Raw genomic sequence first — 19,713 nt, forward strand, 5'->3', positions numbered from 1 at the left:
AATTTAAGTTTTTTTTCCCCCTCCCTCCAGACCTCCTACCCCCAAGGCTTATTGCTACTATAGGTAGCAATAAGCCTATACGTATAGTAGTAGAAGTATTTAGTTAGTAGTATATAAGCCTTTTATCACTGTAGGTGATAAGGCTTATACGTAGAAGGATGGTAATGTTTAGTAATCTGTGTAACTTACAAAAATAACTATGTTTAATTAATTCTAGTAAATATAATTAAATGACTAGAAAGAGTGAGTTACAGATGGCTAAAAAAGATAACTTTAATAATAATGATCCAATATCAAAAGCAGTAGATTTATTATTAGAAAATACTGAAGATTTAACAACAGTTTTTAAAGAAGGGGGTTTATATAAAGAATTAACAAAACGTTTAGTTGAAAAAATGTTGAATTCTGAGATGCAAAATTATTTAGGATATGAAAAAAATCAACATAGTAATAGTGACAATGCTCGTAATGGTATAAGTTCAAAAAAATTAATAACTCAACAAGGTAAAATTGAGATTGATGTACCACGAGATCGTAATAGTAATTTTACTCCTGTAATAGTGCCAAAAAGACAGAGAAGATTTGATGGTTTTGATCAACAAGTTCTTTCCTTATATGCAAAAGGTATGACATTATCAGATATTAGAATGCAGTTACAAGAGTTATATCAGGGTGCTGATATTAGTGAAAGTATTATTAGTCAATACTGATGATGTTATTGATGATGTCAAAGCATGACAAAATAGACCATTAGAAGGCATTTATCCTATTGTTTATTTTGATTGTATAGTAGTTAAAGTACGACAAGATAAACGCATTATTAACAAATCAGTTTATATAGCTTTAGGAGTTGATTTAGAAGGTAAAAAAGATGTTTTAGGTTTATGAATTAGTGAAAATGAAGGTGCTAAATTTTGATTAGCAAATTTAACAGAAATGAAAAATCGTGGCTTAAATGATATTCTTATTGCCTGCAGTGATAATTTAACAGGCATGTCAGAAGCAATACAATCAGTTTATCTTAAAACAGAACATCAATTATGCATAGTTCATCAAATTAGAAATAGTTTGAAATATGTCTCATATAAGCATAGAAAATCTCTAGTTGCAGATTTAAAACCAATTTATACTGCATGTAGTGAAGAACAAGCAATGCAGGCTTTAGAATCCTTTGAAAATAAGTGAAATAAACACTATCCTCAAATTGCTAAATCTTGATATAAAAATTGAGATAATTTAATGGTTTTTATTAGTTATCCTGCAGAAATTAAAAGAGTGATTTATACAACAAATGCTATTGAATCTGTAAATAGTCAATTACGAAAAATTATCAGAAATAAAAAAGTTTTTCCTAATGATATGGCAGTTTTTAAAATATTTTATTTAGCAATTGAAAATATAACAAAAAAATGAACAATGCCCATTCAAAATTGAAATACAGCAATTGCTCATTTTATGATAAAATTTGAAGATAGAATTAATCTAAACTAGTACTTTGTAAAACAAAGATACACAGATTACATAAAAGCCTCGAAAGGATTCGTAATGATTAATGTTAATTTAGATATTAAAAATAAAGTTAGAGAAACAACTAAAGGTATGTTATTAGAAATTGGTGAATATGAAACATGATTTCCAATTAAAGATACTATTATTAATCAAAATAATAAAAAAATAACATTAAAAATAATTGAAGATTTTAATTATAAATTAGGTAAAAAATCAATTACAAAAGTGTAACCCATCCACTATTTAAATATTGTGTTTTATTAATATATATAAATTCTTTAATTATTCTAGATTCTTCTATTTCATCATCAGTAGGAGAATAATTATAGTAAATACGATATCTTTTATTTTTAATAAAATTATATTCAATTGTTTTGTTATTTTTCTTTGTTCCTACTTCTTTTCATTGTGGAATACTTGGTGTTGGATTATTTTTTAATTCAATATCTCATTCATTTTCTCTAATTTCATTAGTTTCTAAACTATATGAATTAATTTTAATAGGTTTTTCTATATCAATTTTTTCAGGTGAAATAATATTTAATGTTTTACTATTAATTTGATAAACATTATCATCTGCTTGTTCTAATACTTCAAAATTAATAATTGCTCCACCATTACCACAATTTAAAGTTAAACTTCAATCTGTATTATCAAAATTAATATTTAATGTACTATCACTATTACCAATTTTTCCCGAAGCAATTCTTCAATTACCAGTACCTATTAATTTAGGTGATTTAAAAAATATAACTTGTTGATAACCTTTATTTAAAGGATTTTCTTCTGTAACTTCTCATGTAACAAATACTCTATAAATATATTGATTAAAAGGTGCAGTTGGTATATGTCATTTCTTATCATTAACTCTATTACCTATTACTTTTCATTTAATAATTTTAAAATCTTCTAATTTTTTATCTATCTCAGTTTTATTATAATAATCAGTTAAATTAGGTATTTTTTCTTTTAATTCATTTATACCACCAACAACAGTTTTATTAGTAGTTCTAATTTATTATCTGTTTGCTCTTGTTTAAAACTTATTATAGTATCAATATCACTTTTTAATTCATCTATTTCTTTTTTTGTATAATAATTATCTAAATTAGGTATTTTATCATCTATATATTTCTTATTTGGAATATCTAAATCATCAGTTACAACTGGATTATTTCTATAAATTAAAGTTTGACCGTCACTATGTGTTTTAATAATTTTATTTACTAATCTTGTAGTATTATCTTTATCATCTTTATTATTAAAAATTTTATCTTGTAAATTATCTATTTTATCTTGTTTTTTGTCAATTTTTTCATCAACATATTCTTTAGTTGTAGCATCACTTAAAAAAGTAGGTGTTCCAACATCAATAATTCTTTTACCATTAACATCAATACCTTTATCATCTATTGGTTTAATAAAATTAGGATTATCTTTATCAACTTCTCATAATGATTCACCAATACCACCAGTAGCACTAATAACTTTCTTTTCTTGACCTTCTTTACCATCAACTAATTTCATAGTATCATTACTAAAATATTTAGTAAATAATTCAATTGTTGTTAAATTATCAAATGATTTTATACCATTTGTATCAATATCAACTACTGAACCCATAATATTTTTTGGATGACTAATAGTAATTTTAGTTCTATTATCACTACTTTTAATATTATTAGATTGTAAATAAATTTCTCATGGATTTTGTTCACCACCAGTACCCATAAATTTTTTAAATCAATTTTGTTTAGGTGAAACATTAAGATTAAAACCTTGCATAATTGGATATTCATTTATTTCTTTTAAATAATTAAATACTTGTGGAACAATATAATAAGGGTCTTCTGGATTATTTTGTGAATAAGTAATACCACCTTGACCAATACTTGCTTGACCACGTGCATATTCAACACCTTTACCTAATAAAAAATTAACATAATGAGTAGTTGCAGTTTGAATATTATCTGTAAATTTTGTTGGATTTATTTCTGGTCATTTTTTTGAAATAGTAAAACCACTTAAATAATCAATATTACTACTTGCAATTTCTATTGCATATCTAATTTCACTATCTGGTGTTGTAACTTCATCAAATAATGATTTATTAAAACCTTTTCAATTTTTAAATTCTTCAATTGTAATAAACATTATTGGGTCTTTAATAGCCATAATAATTTACTCCTTAATGTAAAATAAAGGGTATTTAAACCCTTTAAATTTTAAATTTAGTTACTTTTTTCTTATCTTTTTCAGATAATTCTTTCTTTTTAGATTTTTGTGCTATTACAAAATTATCTATTTGTTCTTGTTCTACATTAAAACTATCAAGTAATTTAGCAGTTGATGTAGTTTCTAATTGTAATTGAGAATTTATTTGTTTAATATTTGCTTTAATAAATTCTAATTCTTTATTATTTTTTAATTCTTTTGCTAAATTTGATTGTTTTGATTTTTTAATAAATTTTGATAAAAATAATAAAACAATAGTAACAATTACTCCACTAGCAACTGCTCCACTTAATACTGCTGATATTACTGTTGTAGATAAATTCATTTTTTATTCCTCCAATTGTATTTTATTTGAATGTTGTTTACATAAATGACATTCTTTTTTATGTTTTCTAATTTCTTTATATTGATATATTAAATAAGGACTTGTAATAATAATTGGTATTGTTATCAATGCATATTTAATTAATTTTCCATAATTACCTAATTTAGTTATTAAATTTAATCCAATATGACCAAACATAGGAAATAAAGTTAATATTAAATGGTCAGGTCAAGTAAAATTATATTGATTAGTATAATTACCTATTCCCATTTCTATTGGTATTTTAGGTATTAATCAAGGTGTTATTGTAAAAAATAATGTTATTAACATACCAATAATATGACTAGTTATTTTTAAAATATTTGATATTAAAATTTTTATTTTATCTATATGAGTACTATTTTTATTAAATCAAATCTTATTTAATTTTTTATATTCTTTATTATCTTTACTTAATGGATTAATAGTATTTCATATACCAATTGGTTTAATTGGTTTATCTAATTCAATAATAATTACCACCTACTTTCATGTTTTATAAAAATTAGAATTTCTTTTAATTTTTATATATTTATTTGTATGTAAAGAATTTTTTAATAATTGTTTTCTTTCATATCTTCATTGTGTACTTCCAATTTCATTTTTAGATAAAGTTTTATATTCTTTTAATTTAAAAAAACCTTTTTCTAATCTATTATTAAAATGCATAGTTTTTTGTACATTAATATTATTAGGATAAATTACACTAGTATCTTGTGAACCATAATATTTACCTTTTTTTGCTAATTCACTTTTAACATATTTTCTTAGTTGACTTGGTAATCATTTTCTATTTCAAAATTTTCAAAATATTGTTCCAGCACCAGAACCATTTTTACCTTTAGCTTGTGTCATTAATATTCATATTTCTTGTGGAAATGTTGGATAAGTATATGGACCATATCATATTTGTCTTTTATCATTATCACTTTGAAATAATGTTGTTAAAGTTCCAATTTTTAAATTTTTATTATTAACAATAAATCTTCCTTTTTTAAATCATGAACTTGATAATACTTCTCATGCATTTTCTGGTATTTCTTCTTCATTTTCTTTAAATAAATTATCAAATTTATTTACATAATTTTTAACTGTTCTAATTTCTGTTGGCATAATAGAATTTTTAAAACTATTTATTGGATTTTTAAATTTATTAATTTCATTTTGTAATATAGATAATTCACTTGGTTTTAATATACTTGTTAATTTTTTAAGTATATTTGGATTAAAAACACTATATGGTTGATGTATTTCTTTTTCACTAATATTTTCACTATCAAATACTGCTTTTAATGATTGATTTTTATAATAATTTTTTAAAGCATTTATTAATGCTAATTTAATATTATTACTTGCTAATGCATAATATATTCATTCAATAATTAAAGGTAACATTATAAACTCATATGACTATAATCTCATCTTAAATTTGATTCACTAGTAGTACCATATTCACTTACACTATCATTAATAAGATTTGCAGTTTCATTATTAAATAGTGTTTCTTGCATTTCTTCAATATGATTTGTAGTTTCCATAGGTAGTAAATTATGGATAATTTCACTTGCACCAGCAATTATGGTAGGTATTGCATAAGCATTATTAAAATCATTATTTATACCCATAGCAACACCACTACTAATCAAACATCCACCAGTTGCCATATTACAAATCTTTCTTATTGTTTCAAATTTATTAGGTATTAACTCAGTTAATCCACTAATAAGATTTGATATACCATATGAATTTAAACTAATAAATGTATCTCAATCCATTAAATTATTATTATTTTTCATTAATAATAAATCATCTGGAAATGGATTAGGATTTGGATTAATTGAATTAGTAGTAAATTTAGCATAATTTGATAATCCAATTGTTCCTAATCCTAATAATATTTTTTTAGAACTATTAATTAATTTAGTTTTAGTATTTGGTCTTTGATTTAAATTTCAAATATCTAAACCTAATTTTTTACCAAATAATAAACTATTAATTGAACCTAGTACTGGATTACCTATTACTTGACCATAATAAGCACTTGTACCAATCATTGCCATTAAAGGACTTATTGAAGAACGAATTATCTTTAATAAAGTATAATTATTTGATTGTATAATGGTGTCATTTGGCATTTTCATTTACTCCTTCTACATTAGTTTGTTTTTCTATTTTAATTATTACTTTACCTTCACAATGTATATTATCTCCAACACATATTGCATAACTATCATGTACATCACTTACTATAAAATAATCATTTCTTAATTTAGGATATTCATCTAATAAAATTGCTCTAATATCATTACTTGTAGTTAAATCTTCTGGCTTTGGTGAATAAATAGTAATATGTGCTTTTTCATCAAAATATTTATAAATATATTCCATAATTATTTTTTAGAAAATTTTAATTCTATTTCTTCAATATAATCTTTATCATTACCAGTCATAGTAGCACTTTTTTGATGTAATATTACTAAATGTTGCTTTACCTTTTTCATAACCATTATTACCAGCATTTATTATTGCAGTTTCTAATTCATCATTAGTTGGTGTATCACCAGCCATTTTAATTTTTCCTAAATTTTTAAACTAAATTAAATCATTTAAACTAATTCTAAAATCATCAAAATCAGCAATTTTAAATGTTACTGGTGATTTTTCTCTTTCTGCTGGAGTTAATTTAATTCAATTAGTTCAACAACGTTTTTGTGCTTCTTTAATTTCATCAGCTGTTGGCATTTTTTCCATAATAATAAATGATAATCAACCACGAATTGCTGTTGTTATACCATAAAGTGCTTTACCTAATGTTTTTTGATTTAATGTATCATTATCAATTAAATTAACAATTTTTTGAAAACTATTAGGTTGTGCAAATGCATTTCTATGTACAAAAACTCCTAATACTTTTTTTAAATCAAATGTTTTTTCTAAATGTAAACCAGTTTTAGTATCTTTAACCATATCTTTATTTAAAAACATATGTTTATATAAAAACATACCAAATACTGATTGTTTATATAATTGACCACTTGCTACAGTATCTGCTGAAATTTGACCATAATTTAATCTTAAATATGCTTTTGTTAATTGTAACATTGGAGTAAATCCTAATGCACCAATAAAATCACTTACATTTGTACCAATTTCAGTTTCAGTTATATTTCCTAATAATTCATTCATTTTATCTCCAATTTGATAAAATGCTGATTTTGCTGTATCTTCTGTCATTTCTAACATATTAATAGGAATTACTTGTGATTTAGCAATACAATAATCTTTAATACCTTGTAAAAAAATACATTCTTGTATAAATAAATAATTTCTTAATGCACTTTCTGCTCATATTGATAACATATTTGCTTTTAATGGAATTGGACTTGACATAAATCTATTCATATCAAAATCTTCAGTTCTTCAATCAATAACTAATATTTGGTCTAAAATAACACTAGTTGTTCTTAATGTTGTTCATTGTTTATTTGTACCAGTCATAACATCATATTTTGAACCTCAACGTAAACGTTCAACAATACGATAATATGCTTCTACTGCTCCAGGTATTTCACTTATTTGTTCTGCAACTGCACTTGCTTTTAAAAACATCATACTTTCATCATTATAAAGTATACCTTTTACTTGAGCTTCCATAGCAGTTAACATTGCTTTATTTCTCCATTATTACCACCAGTAATTAAACCAGTTGGAACTTGTGGAATAGCCATAATATCTCTCCTTTTGAGAAATATTTAATTATTTACTAAATAAAAATTCTAAAAATTTAATCATTTCTTGTTTAGTTTTTGCTCCTACAACTTCTGTATTTTTTAATAATTCTTCATTTTTAGATGTAATATTATTATCTAATTCAAAAAGTGTTTTTGGATTAAAAAACTCTTGTTTAGATTCTTCATTTTTAATAATTTCTTGTTTTTTTATTTCTTTATTATGTAAATTATTATTAAATATTTCTGCATAATCTTCTTTTATTTTATTTAAAGCAGAATGTTTATCAAGTTCTTTATATTCAGTATTAATTAATGATTTAACTATTTTTAATTGTTTATCATTAAAACCATTAAATAATTCTTTTTCTTGATATTCATTAACTTTATTTTCATATTCTTTTATTTTTGTTTCATATTCACTTAATTTAGGTTCAATATTTTTTTTTACTTTCAGCATATACTACATTTCTATGTTGTTTTAGTAAATTTTTAACATCATCTAAACTATAATTCTCTTTTTCATCAAAAGTAAAATCACTCATACTTTTAATCTCCCTTTTATTAAATTTTAATAATTCACTTGGTTAATAGGTCACTTTTATATATGTTATTTAACATATTCACTTTATTTAATTATATCATTTTTTACCTTTAAAATAAAGAAAAAAACCTATATTTATTATAGGTTTCTAATCATTATTTTCTATTTTTCTTGGTTCACAAAGATTAATAATTATATTACTTTTTGAGTTATTTTCTTCAAAATTATTTTGTAAATCATCAAATTCTTCTGGATGACATTTTCTTAAATATTCTCATTGATATTTTGGGTCTTTCATAGTATTACGTAATAAATAATTAGCAATTTTTTGACATGCTTTATCATATTCCTTTAAAAAATTTTGTTGTCATTTTGTCTGGTAGCGTCGGCAATCAAATATATATTTTCTATCAATTCCTAATGCTAAATTTAAACCAGTTTTTGTCATTCTAGTTGGTACATTTTTATTATCTCTAAAATATTCATTTATTTTTTCTTTATAATTTCCTAATTCTTTTCTTTTTGCTGGCATATTTATCACCTATATTCAATATTTATATACTAATTATAACATTTTAACTAAAGTATATTACAACACTCACCAGTTAATTATTGTTATACTCAAAGTCATGTATTTAGAAAGGAATAATATTATGATTTTACTTCCTGAACAATTTCCTCATAATCAGTTTAAAATTAGTCATGAAAAACAAATGTTATTAGATTATAAAAATGATTTAATTAAATATGATAAATATTGGTATGAAAATTACTATGATAAAAATAAATATAAATATGTTAAAACTGCTAAAAGAACTTTTACATCAATGTATGGAATAGTAAAAGATTTTTATAAAAAAGTATATCAACATAAAATTACTGGTGAATATTTATATCCATTAGATACATATATTAATATTGATAAAAATAAAAATTTTACTAATCAAGTAACAAAATCAATAATTTATGAAGCTGATTTTAATAATATTACATATCCTATAATTAAACATAATTTAAAAATAGATATATCTTTATCAACAATTTGTAGAAGAGTAAAAAAAACTAATATATTTGTTCAAGAATTACCAAAAGAAAAAATAAAAATATTACCAACTGATTTTATTTATATTCAATCAGATGAATCATATAATAATTTAATTGATAATAAAAAGAAAAGAAAATTTAGACATAGAACAGTAAGTATAAGTACTGGTTTTGATTTAAATAAATCTACTGATAATAGACATGTTTTAGAAAATAAATATATTTTTGTTATATCAACTAGAAAAGGTCAAAGAATTACAAAAAAAGAATTTGCTAAATCTATAATAACTAATGTAGATAATATTTTTATTGGTTATACTAATGAAAATTTAAAATTAACGGGTGATGGTGCAACTTATCTTAAATCTACTACTAATTATTTAAAAATTGATTATACTGTAGATAAATGACATCCATTACAAAAATTAAAACAAGTATTTATTGTAGGAAAAGGTAAAAGAACAAAAGAAAATAATAAAAAATTAAATTATGCTTATTATAAATTATTTTTAAATGGTAATTATTATAAATTATTAAATTATTTAAAAGAAAATAATGCTGATGAAAAAATATATGAATATTTTAAAAATAATAAAAAAGGTATTGAAAATCAAAATGCTATTTGAAATATTGGTTGTAGTGCTGAAAGTGATGTTTATCATTTAATCAAATCAATATCTAATAATAATGCAAAAATTTATTCAAAAGAAGCATTTTTTAATTTATTAAAATTAAAACAAGCAAGAATTAATAAATTAAAAGTATTTGTTTAAATTTATAAAATTTAATAAATCTAAACCTAAATAGTTAGGAATTTTCATTTTATAAAAGTTAATAAAATCTATATTAAGACTTGACATTAACCCTAAATAGGGTTATAATATTTATAACAATTAATAATTTATTTTATCTTTTATTTAAAGAAAATTAAATTATAACTAGACTTGAAATACGCCCAAGGCGTTTATTTTATAATACCTATACTATTAATTATATTGAAATTGTTTATTATATAGCAAATGTGAAGATACTTTTTTTCACAGTAGCATTATTTTTACCCCTAATTACATTTTTGTATGGGTACAGTGCATAAAACAAAGCATCATATGGGTCTTGATACATATTTTTGTCAGGAATGTTAGTTTTTGTTTCATCATAACGTAATTCTTCTAAACATTGAGTAGTCTTTGGTAAATCATCTTTATTAGCATAAAAGTTTCCATAACTCATAATATTTCTCATTCATACTACTCTATTAGTTAATCCGGCTTCTTGATTTAAATTTGAAGCATGTTTAATAGCAGTTTGTGTTATTAGAATAGTATTGTGTTCATCAATTAATTTTTGATTTAATCAATCAATTGCTGTTCTTGCTTTATCATCATAAAAATAAATTGTTTGGTCAAAATTTTCAAAATTATCGATTAATCCTAAAATTTCATTAACATAAGCATTAATTTTTTCATTTTCATTTATAAAGTCATTTGGAGTAACTACTAATTCACAAATAATATAAGCATCATAATAACCAGTATTATTATATTCTTTAAAACCAACTACCATAAATACAGTATGGTCTTTTGGTCCCGTAGCTCAATCAATACCAACACTATAAAAATCAAATTTATACATATCTTTTTCTTGATTATAAAATTGTTTTAAATCATATGTTTGTCAATATTTTACTGTTTTTTGAAATGGAAAAATTGTTGCATCACTATCTAAAAATTCAAAACCATAATAAACAGTATTAAATTCATCGGGATTACTTTTTTTCATTTCTAATAATGTTCTTTTTTTGAATGTCTGGTAATTTATTTCAAAATGGTTGAATAGTAAATCTTAATATAAATAAACCTAAACCACTAAACATTTCTTTATTTTCATAATAAACTTTACCAACTTTTTTAAGATTTTCCATAATTTTATCATTTAATGGTAAAAATGGCGTGCAATACTTTAAATAAAATGGATGATATTTATCGTATGGATTACATGTAAAAGTAATGAAAAAACTTTTATAAAAATAACGAGTAATCTTTTGTCCAAAGGTAGAACTATATATATTTTTATCAATAAATATTCAACTTCACTCTTTAATAGGTTCATTTGATACTTTAATACGATTACTTCTAAACATAGAGTTTTGTAAACGTTCATATCGATAGGTTAATTGCTTTTCAGTTAATGTTTCTTTTTCTTCTGCCATAATAATTTCATCTGTTCTTGAACCTAAAAAACTTGAACCACCAGCTTCTTTTCCAAAAATCTTATTACCATTAGCATAACCAATAAAGTCAATTTGTTGATTATTAGGAAAAATAATACAACCACCATCCTTAGTAATTTTTCATTTAATTCCATGTGGATTATTAGGTAGTAAATTAATATTATATGTATCTAATAAAACTTGACAAACATTCATTAAAGCACCAATTGTAGTTTCACTATGAGTATTTTCATATCTTCTTACTTCTTGGACACTACTATCACTAAAATTACAACATATAAATAAATCAAATGCTAAACAGTTTCAAGTTTTTCTTGTTCCACGTGCAGTTGGTACAAAACGATAAAAACAATTGGTAGTAAAAAATTCTGCTCATTCATCACCAACAAATTGTTTAAAAATATCTCAACTAAAACCATAATTATTATCACTAAAATTAAGACTATATTTTTTATTTAATTGTGCATAACTAGTGATAAAAGCCATATTTACTCCTTATTTTTTTAAAAAAATTAAACTTAAATTATTAACAAACAAAAATTAGAAAGGAACATTAAAAATGTTTATATTACCATTTACTAATAATTTTGATTGAGATAAACATGATTTTAATCAAGATGAATTAAGTTTAAAACAAACAGAAGAATTATTTTCCAAAATAGATGATTATTTATGAAGTATATGTGATAAATCTGAATATAAATCATATAGATTTAGAAAAAGAAAATTAAAAGCAAAAAGGGTTTACTAACTTATAAACGGCGTATTTGTAAACATTATAACATAGAAAAACAAAAAACTGAATACGTATCCTTATTAGATAACTATCTTGGTGTTAAAAAATATAGTAAGCTTGCACCAAATGTTATTAAACAAATTTTAAAATATTTTGCTGATGATAAAAAGTATCGTGATGTTTGTGATACTTTTATTGAAGGTTTAATAAGCAATAGTACAGTTTGTAGAACATATCAAAAATTTGAATTACCAAAAGCAAATATACCTAAAATAGTATTAGAAAAAAATCAAACTTTATATATAAATATTGATGATGGACATAGAAAATTTAAGTTTAATGAAAAACATAATACTAAAAATTGTAAAAAATGTTCTATGAGATTATTAGTATTTTGTACTGGTAAAAAGAAAAATGGAAAATTAATTAATAAAAGAGCAGTTTGTAAAATAAGAGTATCAAAAACAGAAATTGGTGCAGAAAAAACAGCTAAATTTATTCAAAAATATGGTAATTTATATTTTGAAAACTTTGACCAAGCAAATTTAATAGTTTGTGGTGATAGTGCAAAATGAATTAGAAAAACTGCTACAATTTTAAATGCTAAATTTATTTTAGATAAATTTCATGCTTTTCATGTTTTATTTCTTGGAATAATGGCTGGAAGAAGAAAAAATAAAATCGCTAAATTACACTATCAAAATGCAATAACTTTATTTGAAAAAGGTCAATATTATGAATTAATTGATTTTTTACAATCATTAACCTTACAATATAAAAAATTAAAAGTTGGTTATTTTATTAATGCAAAAGATGGTGTATTAAACCAAGCATTAGTTGAAAATATTGGTTGCTTTACTGAAACTAATATTAAACAAATTTTAAAGCATATGATTGGTGATAGAACTTATAATATTGATATGTATACAAAAATGGTTAATTTTAAATGCTATCAAATAAATACTGCCATCCAGTTATTATAAATTAAAATTAAAATTTAAAAAAAAATGAAAAATAAAATAAAACTTATTAAAGTTTACTTTAATAAGAATTTTTGTGTTATAAAAGTAAGTATTATTGTTGACTAATATTTTTCAAGTGTTAAGATTAACATACAATTGCATATTGAAGTCAAAATTATTCTCGTCTAACTTTATAATTTTAAGACAAATTTGAATATTATTGACAACATCGGTACGCTCCCCAAATTCAACAAGGTAAAATTGGTTTTATTATTGGCGGTAGTAATGGTGTAGCACAAATATTAAAAGACAATATTAATTTAATTAAAATTTCCTTTGGTAAAATAACATTACCTCATCAATTATGTTATGTTGTTTTATTAGAACAAATATATCGTTCATTACAAATACTTAATAATCAAAGTTATCATAAGTAGTAGGTGAAAAAAATGTATAATAAAACTTTATTTGTTGATTCCTCATGATTAGAATTTTTTCAACAAGAATATAAAGAAGCATATTTTACTAAATTATTAGAAGATATTAAAAAGGAATATCAAACTTATCTTTGTTATCCTCAATGAGAAGAAATATTTCAAGCTTTTAAAATAACTCCTTTATCAAAGGTTAAAGTAATAATATTAGGTCAAGATCCTTATCATCAGCCAAATCAAGCTCATGGCTTAGCATTTAGTGTTCAAACAAATACTCCATTACCACCAAGTTTAAAAAACATTTTTCAAGAACTAAAAAATGATTTAAATATTGAAAAAGATAATGATGGTAATTTAACAACTTGAGCTAAACAGGGAGTTTTGCTTTTAAATACAACTTTAACTGTCAGACAAAGTCAACCTAATAGTCATTTACAATATCAATGAGTAACTTTTACTGATCATGTTTTATCATTTTTAAATTTAAACTGTACTAATCTTGTTTTTATTTTATGAGGTAAAAATGCAAGAAATAAAAAAATGCTAATTGATACAGAAAAACATTTTATTATTGAGAGTGCACATCCTTCACCTTTAAGTGCTTATAATGGTTTTTTTAATTCAAGACCATTTAGCAAAACTAATAATTGATTGATTTCAAAAAATAAAACTCCCATTAAGTGATAAAAATAAAAAAATACTAATTTTATTATATGTATTTAAGCAAACAATGTTATGATATATTTGTTAAAATTAATATAGTTTTAAAGAATATTTTGGGAATGGTGGTTATTTAAATGCCCAATAATTTAATATTTAATCACATATTTTCTCAACGATATGATTTAAATACCTTAAATTTATTTAGTAGATCTACAGCTATTTATTTAATTATTACTTTAAGTAGCATAATGTTAGCATATATTTTAATGAATAGTTTTTGAAAATGATTTCGTAAAGATAAATATAAAGGTGTTCGTTTTACTACTAAAAATATTGCTTATATAACAATGTTATCTTCAGTATCAGTTGTGGCAACTATTATTGTTTCTATTACGATACCCATTACAGTATTACCACCAATTAGAATTGCTTTTGAGGGTTTAATGATTAAAATAACCGGTTATATGTTTGGTCCAATTATAGGTATTATTTGTGCTGCAGTAACAGATATTTTAGTAATGTTATTTGTTCCTTCATATATTAGCGTTTATTATATGTTTTGTATTATTTTTACTGGTTTTTTGGCAGGAATTGCTGGAATATTTAAAGTAAAACTAAAAGATTATCCATGAGTTATTTTTGCTTTAATTAATTTTTTTATTATTTTCTTTGCTGGTGGCGGCATGTATATTGTTATTTCAGGTAAGCAATCATCATATTCTATGTCAGGAATTATTGTTAATAAATATGTTCTGGCTAGTATTATGGGTGGTGGTGGCATTATTGGCCTATTAAGTATTTATAGTGTTTTATTTTATTATTTATTGAAAAAAGAAATTTATAGAATTAAAGAAATTTTACCAATTATTTTATTAGCGGTAGTAGCTGAGTATGTAACAACAGTGCTTATAGCCTCCTATGCTGATATGACTTTATTTGATCCTAATGCCAAGGATTATGGAGTAACAGCAATTATGAGAATTGTGCAAGCACCTCTTAAAATTATAATTAATTCAATTATAATTTATGTGACTTGAAGAACCGTTAATCCTTTAATTAATATTGATAATAATAATTATTAAATAAAGGATTTTAAAAATATGAATGAAGAATTTTTTAAAAAAATATCTAAATATTCAAATAAAGATTGTTTAAAAAAATTAAAAATTATTAGTCCAAAATATTTAAACAATAATATTAAGTATATTCATGTAACTGGAACAAATGGTAAAGGTTCAGTATCACGTTTAATTTTTGCTATATTATCACAAACCTTAAAACAAAAAATTGGTTTGTTTACTTCTCCCCATATTGAGTTTGTTAATGAACGAATTATTGTTAATGATAGAATGATTAGTAATCAAGATTTAGTTCACATTAGAGACTTGATTTTTGATGATATTGAATATTATCAATTAGGTTTTTTTGGTATTTTAACTTTAATTGCATTAATTTATTTTCAAGAACAAAATGTGCAATGAGCAATAATTGAAGTTGGGATTGGTGGAAAAATTGATCCTACAAATATCATTGATGCAACATATGCTATTATCACTTCAATTGGTAAAGATCATCAAGATAGACTTGGTAAAACTACATCTGAAATATTACATCAAAAATTAGGAATAGTAAAACCAACGACAAAAAATATTTTTATTTCAGGTAATTTAAATAATAAATTAAAAAAGCAAATTGATATGGAAGGTTATAAACCTATATATTCTCCAAGATTAATCAACCAACCATACTATCAAGAAAATAAAAAATTAGTTTTAACAGTAATTTCAAAAACATTTTTAGAAATTAATATTAAACAAGCTTTAAAAATCATTAATGATACTAATATTAGATTACGATTTGAGAAATATCAAATTAATGATAAAACTATTTATTTTGATGCTGCTCATAATATTGATGGTATTAAAGCATTAATTAAAACGCTAAAAATTAATAAAATTATTCCTCAACAAATTATATTTTCTTGTTTAAAAAATAAATATCCACAAAAATTAATTAGTTGTTTAAAAAAAGTCTCAGATAATATTATTATTTGTAATAATAGTAATTTAAATAGTATTACTGGTGAATTTTTTGATTATCAAAAAATGATTGAATGTAGCCCTCATAAAATAATTTTAATTACGGGTTCTTGTTATTTTTTGGCAGATGTTTATAATTATTTAAGAACAAAGAAAATAATTATGATAAAAAAGGGTGGTAATTAAATGAATGTGTTGTTATTGAATATAATTAGTGGACTGTTAATTTTAATTACTTTTTTATTGATCACAGTTTTTGATTATAAAGATAATAAAAAAAAGATAAAGCAAATAAAATTTATTTGCTTAAGTGGAATAATGTTAGCATTAGCTGTTTCTTTAAATACAACAGGTGCTTTAATGTTAAAAAGTTTACCATTTTCTAAATATTTTGAAATAAAATTGGGTAATTTTATATTAGTTTTAATAGGTTTCTTTTGTGGTGGAATATTAGGGTTTCTTAGTGGTATTGCCAGTGATTTTTTAGGTTTATTATTTAGTACTAGTGGTGCATCACCATGTTTATTTTTTACTTTTACTAGTATTTTATGATGTATATTACCTTACTATTTAGTATTAAATTTTAGTAAAATTTATTATAGTAAAAAGACATTTTATTGATATTTGCCAATTGCTTATGCTATTACTTCATTAATTATTACTGGTACTGATCCTATTGTATTAAAAATCTTATTTCCTGGATTACCACCTTTATGATTAATGTATTTTCCATTAAGAGTTATAAAATATCCTATTGATTTAACGGTTAATGTTTTTTTAATTATTACTTGTTATTCTGCATTAAAGAAAACTTTAAATTTAGAAAATCAATTTAAAAAATATTATTTCGCTACAGATCCGCAATCTTTACAATATAATAGAGTACCTGAAGAATAAATCAAAAAATAATTATTTAATTAAAATTTTTGATATTTTTTGTAACATTTTTAAATTTATCTCTTTATTGAGAATATATTAAATTAATAGTAATTTTTTAATATTACTATTTTAATTTTAATAGCATGTTTATTTTTATTGATATAGAAATCATGTAAAATGATTGTATTAAAATATTAAAGATTAGGTGGTAAAGATTTAAGTAAAGAAATTACTAAGTAGTCTAGCAGTAGTAACTTTAATTGGAGTAACAAGTATAAGTGTTGTCACTTGTGGCGGAGAAAGACCTTCATCAGTAGAAAAAACTGATTTAAATACAGTTATTATTAAAAAGGAATTAGGTATTATTTACATTGGTCAATTGGACAAACCAAATAAATCTGAAATTTTAAAAGCTATTAAAGATAAAAATAAAGAAGCAATTGATCTAACTGAAGATGATTTTGATATTAAAAGTTTTATTGACACTACAAAAATTATTATTAATGGTAAAGGTACTTATAAAAACGAAGTTTCTTTAACTTGTACTATTACTAATTTTAAAAAAATTTCTAATTGAGAAGATAATAATGGTGCAGTTCATGCTCTAGCAAATATTAATGGTGTACTTTATGTAGGAACATCAACTGCTAATAAAAAGGGAAATTTATATAAAATAAATACTAATGATATTAATGCTAAGATTGAGCCAGTTTCTACTTGAAATAATACTAATGGTGAAGTTTCAAGTTTAACAAATGTTGATAGTACACTTTATGTAGAAATAACAAATAATAATGGTGAAGGAAAAATATATAAAAGTAAAGCTGATAAAAGTTTTGGATTGATGCTTGGTTGAGAGAGTACTAATGGTGCAGTTTGAAGTTTAAAAAATATTAATGATACTATTTATATAGGAACAATAACTTCTGCTAATAAAGGAAATTTATATATAACTGAAAAATGGATGGGTTACACTTTATTGGACACTAATTACGTAGACAAGTGAACAAATTAGTTAAAAGAAAGGAAAAATAATTATGGCCAATATTAACTCATATAATGATGAATTTAAAAAACAAATAGTATCTTTATATCAAAATGGCAAATCAGTATCTTGCCTTGCTAAAGAATACAACGTTACAAGAGCAGCTACTTATAAATGAATTAAGCAATTTACAAATTCAGGCAGTTTTAAAACTAAAGATAATCTTTCGGATTTAGAAAAACAATTAATTCAAGCAAATAAAGAATTAAAACAATTAAGAATGGAGAATGATATTTTAAAGCAAGCAGCACTAATAATAGGCAGAAAGTAGAGATTATTACAAATAATAAATCTAAATATAAAATTCGTCCAATTTGTCGTTTTTTAAAACTTTCTAAATCAACATATTATTTTAATTTAAAGAAAAAAGAAGATAAAATCAAAAATAATATGTATGATGAAGCTGTTATTAGTGCTTTTAAACAAAATAAAGAAGTTTATGGAACAAGAAGATTAAAAGTCAGTCTAGAAAATAAAGAAATTTATTTATCATGCAAAAAAATTAAAGAAATTATGAATCAGCATAATTTAATATCAAAATACACTAAATTATCATTTAAAAATCATCATAACAAAGTCAATGATAGTCAAATAAGCAATCTTGTGAATAGAAACTTTAATAATAGGCTTAAAAATGAAGTTATTGTTAGTGATTTAACTTATGTTCAAGTTAATGGTAAGTGAAACTATATTTGCTTATTAATCGACCTATTTAACCGCGAAATTATTGGACATAGTGTTGTAGGTACTAAAAAAGATGCATCATTAGTATATCAAGCATTTATGCAATCAAATCGCTGTTTAAAAGATATTCAAATATTTCATAGTGATCGCGGTAATGAATTCAATAATAAAACTATTGATAAACTTTTATTAGCATTCAATATTACCCGTTCTTTAAGCAAAAAAGGTTGTCCTTATGATAATGCTGTTGCTGAAGCAACTTTCAAAACTTTCAAAACTGAATTTATTAATGATAAAAATTTTACATCATTAATCCAATTAAAATTAGAATTATTTGATTATATCAATTGATACAACAACATACGAATCCACAGCACTTTAAACTACCTAACTCCAGTTAAATATCATGAAAAAATGTCTACCAAAAAATAGTCCTAAAAAGGGTTGCCATTCCAATCTATCAAAAATTATGAAATTTCAAATAATTAATACTTTTTTAATTATTAATTATTTTCTTTGTTAAAGAGAGTTTTAAATTTAAAAAATTATTTTGTTACAGATTGATATTCTTTACAGTATAATAGAGTATATGAAAACTAAACTTTATTAAGAAGGGT

The 19,713-nt window shown here is 22.6% G+C and carries 23 protein-coding genes and 1 pseudogene; 12 read left to right on the forward strand and 12 right to left on the reverse strand.

Annotated elements, in window-relative coordinates; translation table 4 throughout:
* Positions 1-254 precede the first annotated feature (254 nt).
* Positions 255-1,491 (forward strand): annotated as a pseudogene (locus ACI2WJ_RS01310) (IS256 family transposase).
* 54 nt (positions 1,492-1,545) lie between these two features.
* Positions 1,546-1,740, forward strand: a complete 195-nt coding sequence (locus ACI2WJ_RS01315) for a hypothetical protein (RefSeq protein WP_400254589.1) — start codon at positions 1,546-1,548, stop codon at positions 1,738-1,740.
* A gap of 747 nt (positions 1,741-2,487) precedes the next feature.
* Here the strand turns inward: ACI2WJ_RS01315 and ACI2WJ_RS01320 are convergent.
* The 10 genes from ACI2WJ_RS01320 to ACI2WJ_RS01365 form a co-directional block, all read right to left on the reverse strand.
* Complete coding sequence (locus ACI2WJ_RS01320; RefSeq protein ID WP_400254590.1) at positions 2,488-3,684, reverse strand: hypothetical protein; 1,197 nt, start codon at positions 3,682-3,684, stop codon at positions 2,488-2,490.
* Between the two features lie 43 nt (positions 3,685-3,727).
* The gene (locus tag ACI2WJ_RS01325; protein ID WP_174480417.1) at positions 3,728-4,069 is read right to left on the reverse strand and encodes a hypothetical protein; all 342 of its coding nucleotides are present in this window, start codon (positions 4,067-4,069) and stop codon (positions 3,728-3,730) included.
* Between the two features lie 3 nt (positions 4,070-4,072).
* Positions 4,073-4,591: a hypothetical protein gene (locus tag ACI2WJ_RS01330; RefSeq protein ID WP_400254591.1), complete on the reverse strand. Its 519-nt coding sequence runs from the start codon at positions 4,589-4,591 to the stop codon at positions 4,073-4,075.
* The gene (locus ACI2WJ_RS01335) at positions 4,592-5,503 is read right to left on the reverse strand and encodes a hypothetical protein (RefSeq protein ID WP_400254592.1); all 912 of its coding nucleotides are present in this window, start codon (positions 5,501-5,503) and stop codon (positions 4,592-4,594) included.
* Positions 5,503-6,243: a hypothetical protein gene (locus tag ACI2WJ_RS01340; protein ID WP_400254593.1), complete on the reverse strand. Its 741-nt coding sequence runs from the start codon at positions 6,241-6,243 to the stop codon at positions 5,503-5,505. The genes ACI2WJ_RS01335 and ACI2WJ_RS01340 overlap by 1 nt, the downstream gene beginning before the upstream one ends.
* Entirely contained in the window at positions 6,212-6,496 is a 285-nt protein-coding gene (locus tag ACI2WJ_RS01345; RefSeq protein ID WP_400254594.1) for a hypothetical protein, read from the reverse strand. Before ACI2WJ_RS01345 ends, ACI2WJ_RS01340 begins: the two co-directional genes overlap by 32 nt.
* Positions 6,497-6,547: 51 nt before the next feature.
* Positions 6,548-6,676 carry a hypothetical protein gene (locus tag ACI2WJ_RS01350; RefSeq protein WP_400254595.1) on the reverse strand — a complete coding sequence of 43 codons (129 nt, stop codon included), beginning with the start codon at positions 6,674-6,676 and terminating at the stop codon, positions 6,548-6,550.
* Positions 6,677-6,700: 24 nt separating this feature from the next.
* Positions 6,701-7,774 carry a hypothetical protein gene (locus ACI2WJ_RS01355; protein ID WP_400254596.1) on the reverse strand — a complete coding sequence of 358 codons (1,074 nt, stop codon included), beginning with the start codon at positions 7,772-7,774 and terminating at the stop codon, positions 6,701-6,703.
* Positions 7,775-7,864: 90 nt separating this feature from the next.
* Positions 7,865-8,296, reverse strand: a complete 432-nt coding sequence (locus ACI2WJ_RS01360) for a hypothetical protein (RefSeq protein WP_400254597.1) — start codon at positions 8,294-8,296, stop codon at positions 7,865-7,867.
* 232 nt (positions 8,297-8,528) lie between these two features.
* Positions 8,529-8,912 (reverse strand): hypothetical protein, encoded by a 384-nt coding sequence (locus ACI2WJ_RS01365; RefSeq protein ID WP_400254598.1) that lies wholly within the window; start codon positions 8,910-8,912, stop codon positions 8,529-8,531.
* Positions 8,913-9,009: 97 nt separating this feature from the next.
* On the opposite strand from ACI2WJ_RS01365, the gene ACI2WJ_RS01370 reads away from it, so the two are divergent.
* Positions 9,010-10,197: an Mbov_0401 family ICE element transposase-like protein gene (locus ACI2WJ_RS01370; protein ID WP_400254599.1), complete on the forward strand. Its 1,188-nt coding sequence runs from the start codon at positions 9,010-9,012 to the stop codon at positions 10,195-10,197.
* A gap of 235 nt (positions 10,198-10,432) precedes the next feature.
* Here ACI2WJ_RS01370 and ACI2WJ_RS01375 read toward each other — a convergent pair whose 3' ends face one another.
* Complete coding sequence (locus ACI2WJ_RS01375; protein ID WP_400254600.1) at positions 10,433-11,203, reverse strand: hypothetical protein; 771 nt, start codon at positions 11,201-11,203, stop codon at positions 10,433-10,435.
* On the reverse strand, positions 11,190-12,140 hold the full coding sequence (locus ACI2WJ_RS01380) for a hypothetical protein (RefSeq protein WP_400254601.1): 951 nt from the start codon (positions 12,138-12,140) through the stop codon (positions 11,190-11,192). The genes ACI2WJ_RS01375 and ACI2WJ_RS01380 overlap by 14 nt, the downstream gene beginning before the upstream one ends.
* Before the next feature lie 73 nt (positions 12,141-12,213).
* Between ACI2WJ_RS01380 and ACI2WJ_RS01385 the strand changes: the two genes are divergently transcribed.
* The 9 genes from ACI2WJ_RS01385 (at position 12,214) to ACI2WJ_RS01425 (ending at position 19,528) form a co-directional block, all read left to right on the forward strand.
* Positions 12,214-12,405 (forward strand): hypothetical protein, encoded by a 192-nt coding sequence (locus ACI2WJ_RS01385; RefSeq protein WP_400254602.1) that lies wholly within the window; start codon positions 12,214-12,216, stop codon positions 12,403-12,405.
* 14 nt (positions 12,406-12,419) lie between these two features.
* Positions 12,420-13,373 (forward strand): Mbov_0401 family ICE element transposase-like protein, encoded by a 954-nt coding sequence (locus tag ACI2WJ_RS01390; protein ID WP_400255223.1) that lies wholly within the window; start codon positions 12,420-12,422, stop codon positions 13,371-13,373.
* Positions 13,374-13,612: 239 nt separating this feature from the next.
* Positions 13,613-13,789 carry a 23S rRNA (pseudouridine(1915)-N(3))-methyltransferase RlmH gene (locus ACI2WJ_RS01395; RefSeq protein WP_400255224.1) on the forward strand — a complete coding sequence of 59 codons (177 nt, stop codon included), beginning with the start codon at positions 13,613-13,615 and terminating at the stop codon, positions 13,787-13,789.
* Positions 13,790-13,801: 12 nt separating this feature from the next.
* Positions 13,802-14,473: a uracil-DNA glycosylase gene (locus ACI2WJ_RS01400; RefSeq protein WP_174481457.1), complete on the forward strand. Its 672-nt coding sequence runs from the start codon at positions 13,802-13,804 to the stop codon at positions 14,471-14,473.
* 110 nt (positions 14,474-14,583) lie between these two features.
* The gene (locus tag ACI2WJ_RS01405; RefSeq protein ID WP_338958573.1) at positions 14,584-15,531 is read left to right on the forward strand and encodes a hypothetical protein; all 948 of its coding nucleotides are present in this window, start codon (positions 14,584-14,586) and stop codon (positions 15,529-15,531) included.
* 18 nt (positions 15,532-15,549) lie between these two features.
* Positions 15,550-16,674, forward strand: a complete 1,125-nt coding sequence (locus tag ACI2WJ_RS01410; protein ID WP_400254603.1) for a bifunctional folylpolyglutamate synthase/dihydrofolate synthase — start codon at positions 15,550-15,552, stop codon at positions 16,672-16,674.
* Positions 16,675-17,385, forward strand: coding sequence for a hypothetical protein (locus ACI2WJ_RS01415; protein WP_400254604.1), 711 nt, complete (start codon positions 16,675-16,677; stop codon positions 17,383-17,385).
* 361 nt (positions 17,386-17,746) lie between these two features.
* Entirely contained in the window at positions 17,747-18,382 is a 636-nt protein-coding gene (locus ACI2WJ_RS01420) for a hypothetical protein (RefSeq protein WP_400254605.1), read from the forward strand.
* Between the two features lie 22 nt (positions 18,383-18,404).
* Positions 18,405-19,528 (forward strand): IS3 family transposase gene (locus tag ACI2WJ_RS01425; RefSeq protein WP_400254606.1). Its coding sequence is split into 2 segments (ribosomal slippage): positions 18,405-18,648 and positions 18,648-19,528, totalling 1,125 coding nucleotides; the frame shifts between segments, so codons are not numbered across the junction.
* The last annotated feature ends 185 nt before the right edge of the window (positions 19,529-19,713 follow it).

This window comes from Spiroplasma endosymbiont of Cleonymus obscurus (assembly GCF_964273375.1).
Lineage (GTDB): Bacteria > Bacillota_I > Bacilli_A > Mycoplasmatales > VBWQ01 > Spiroplasma_E.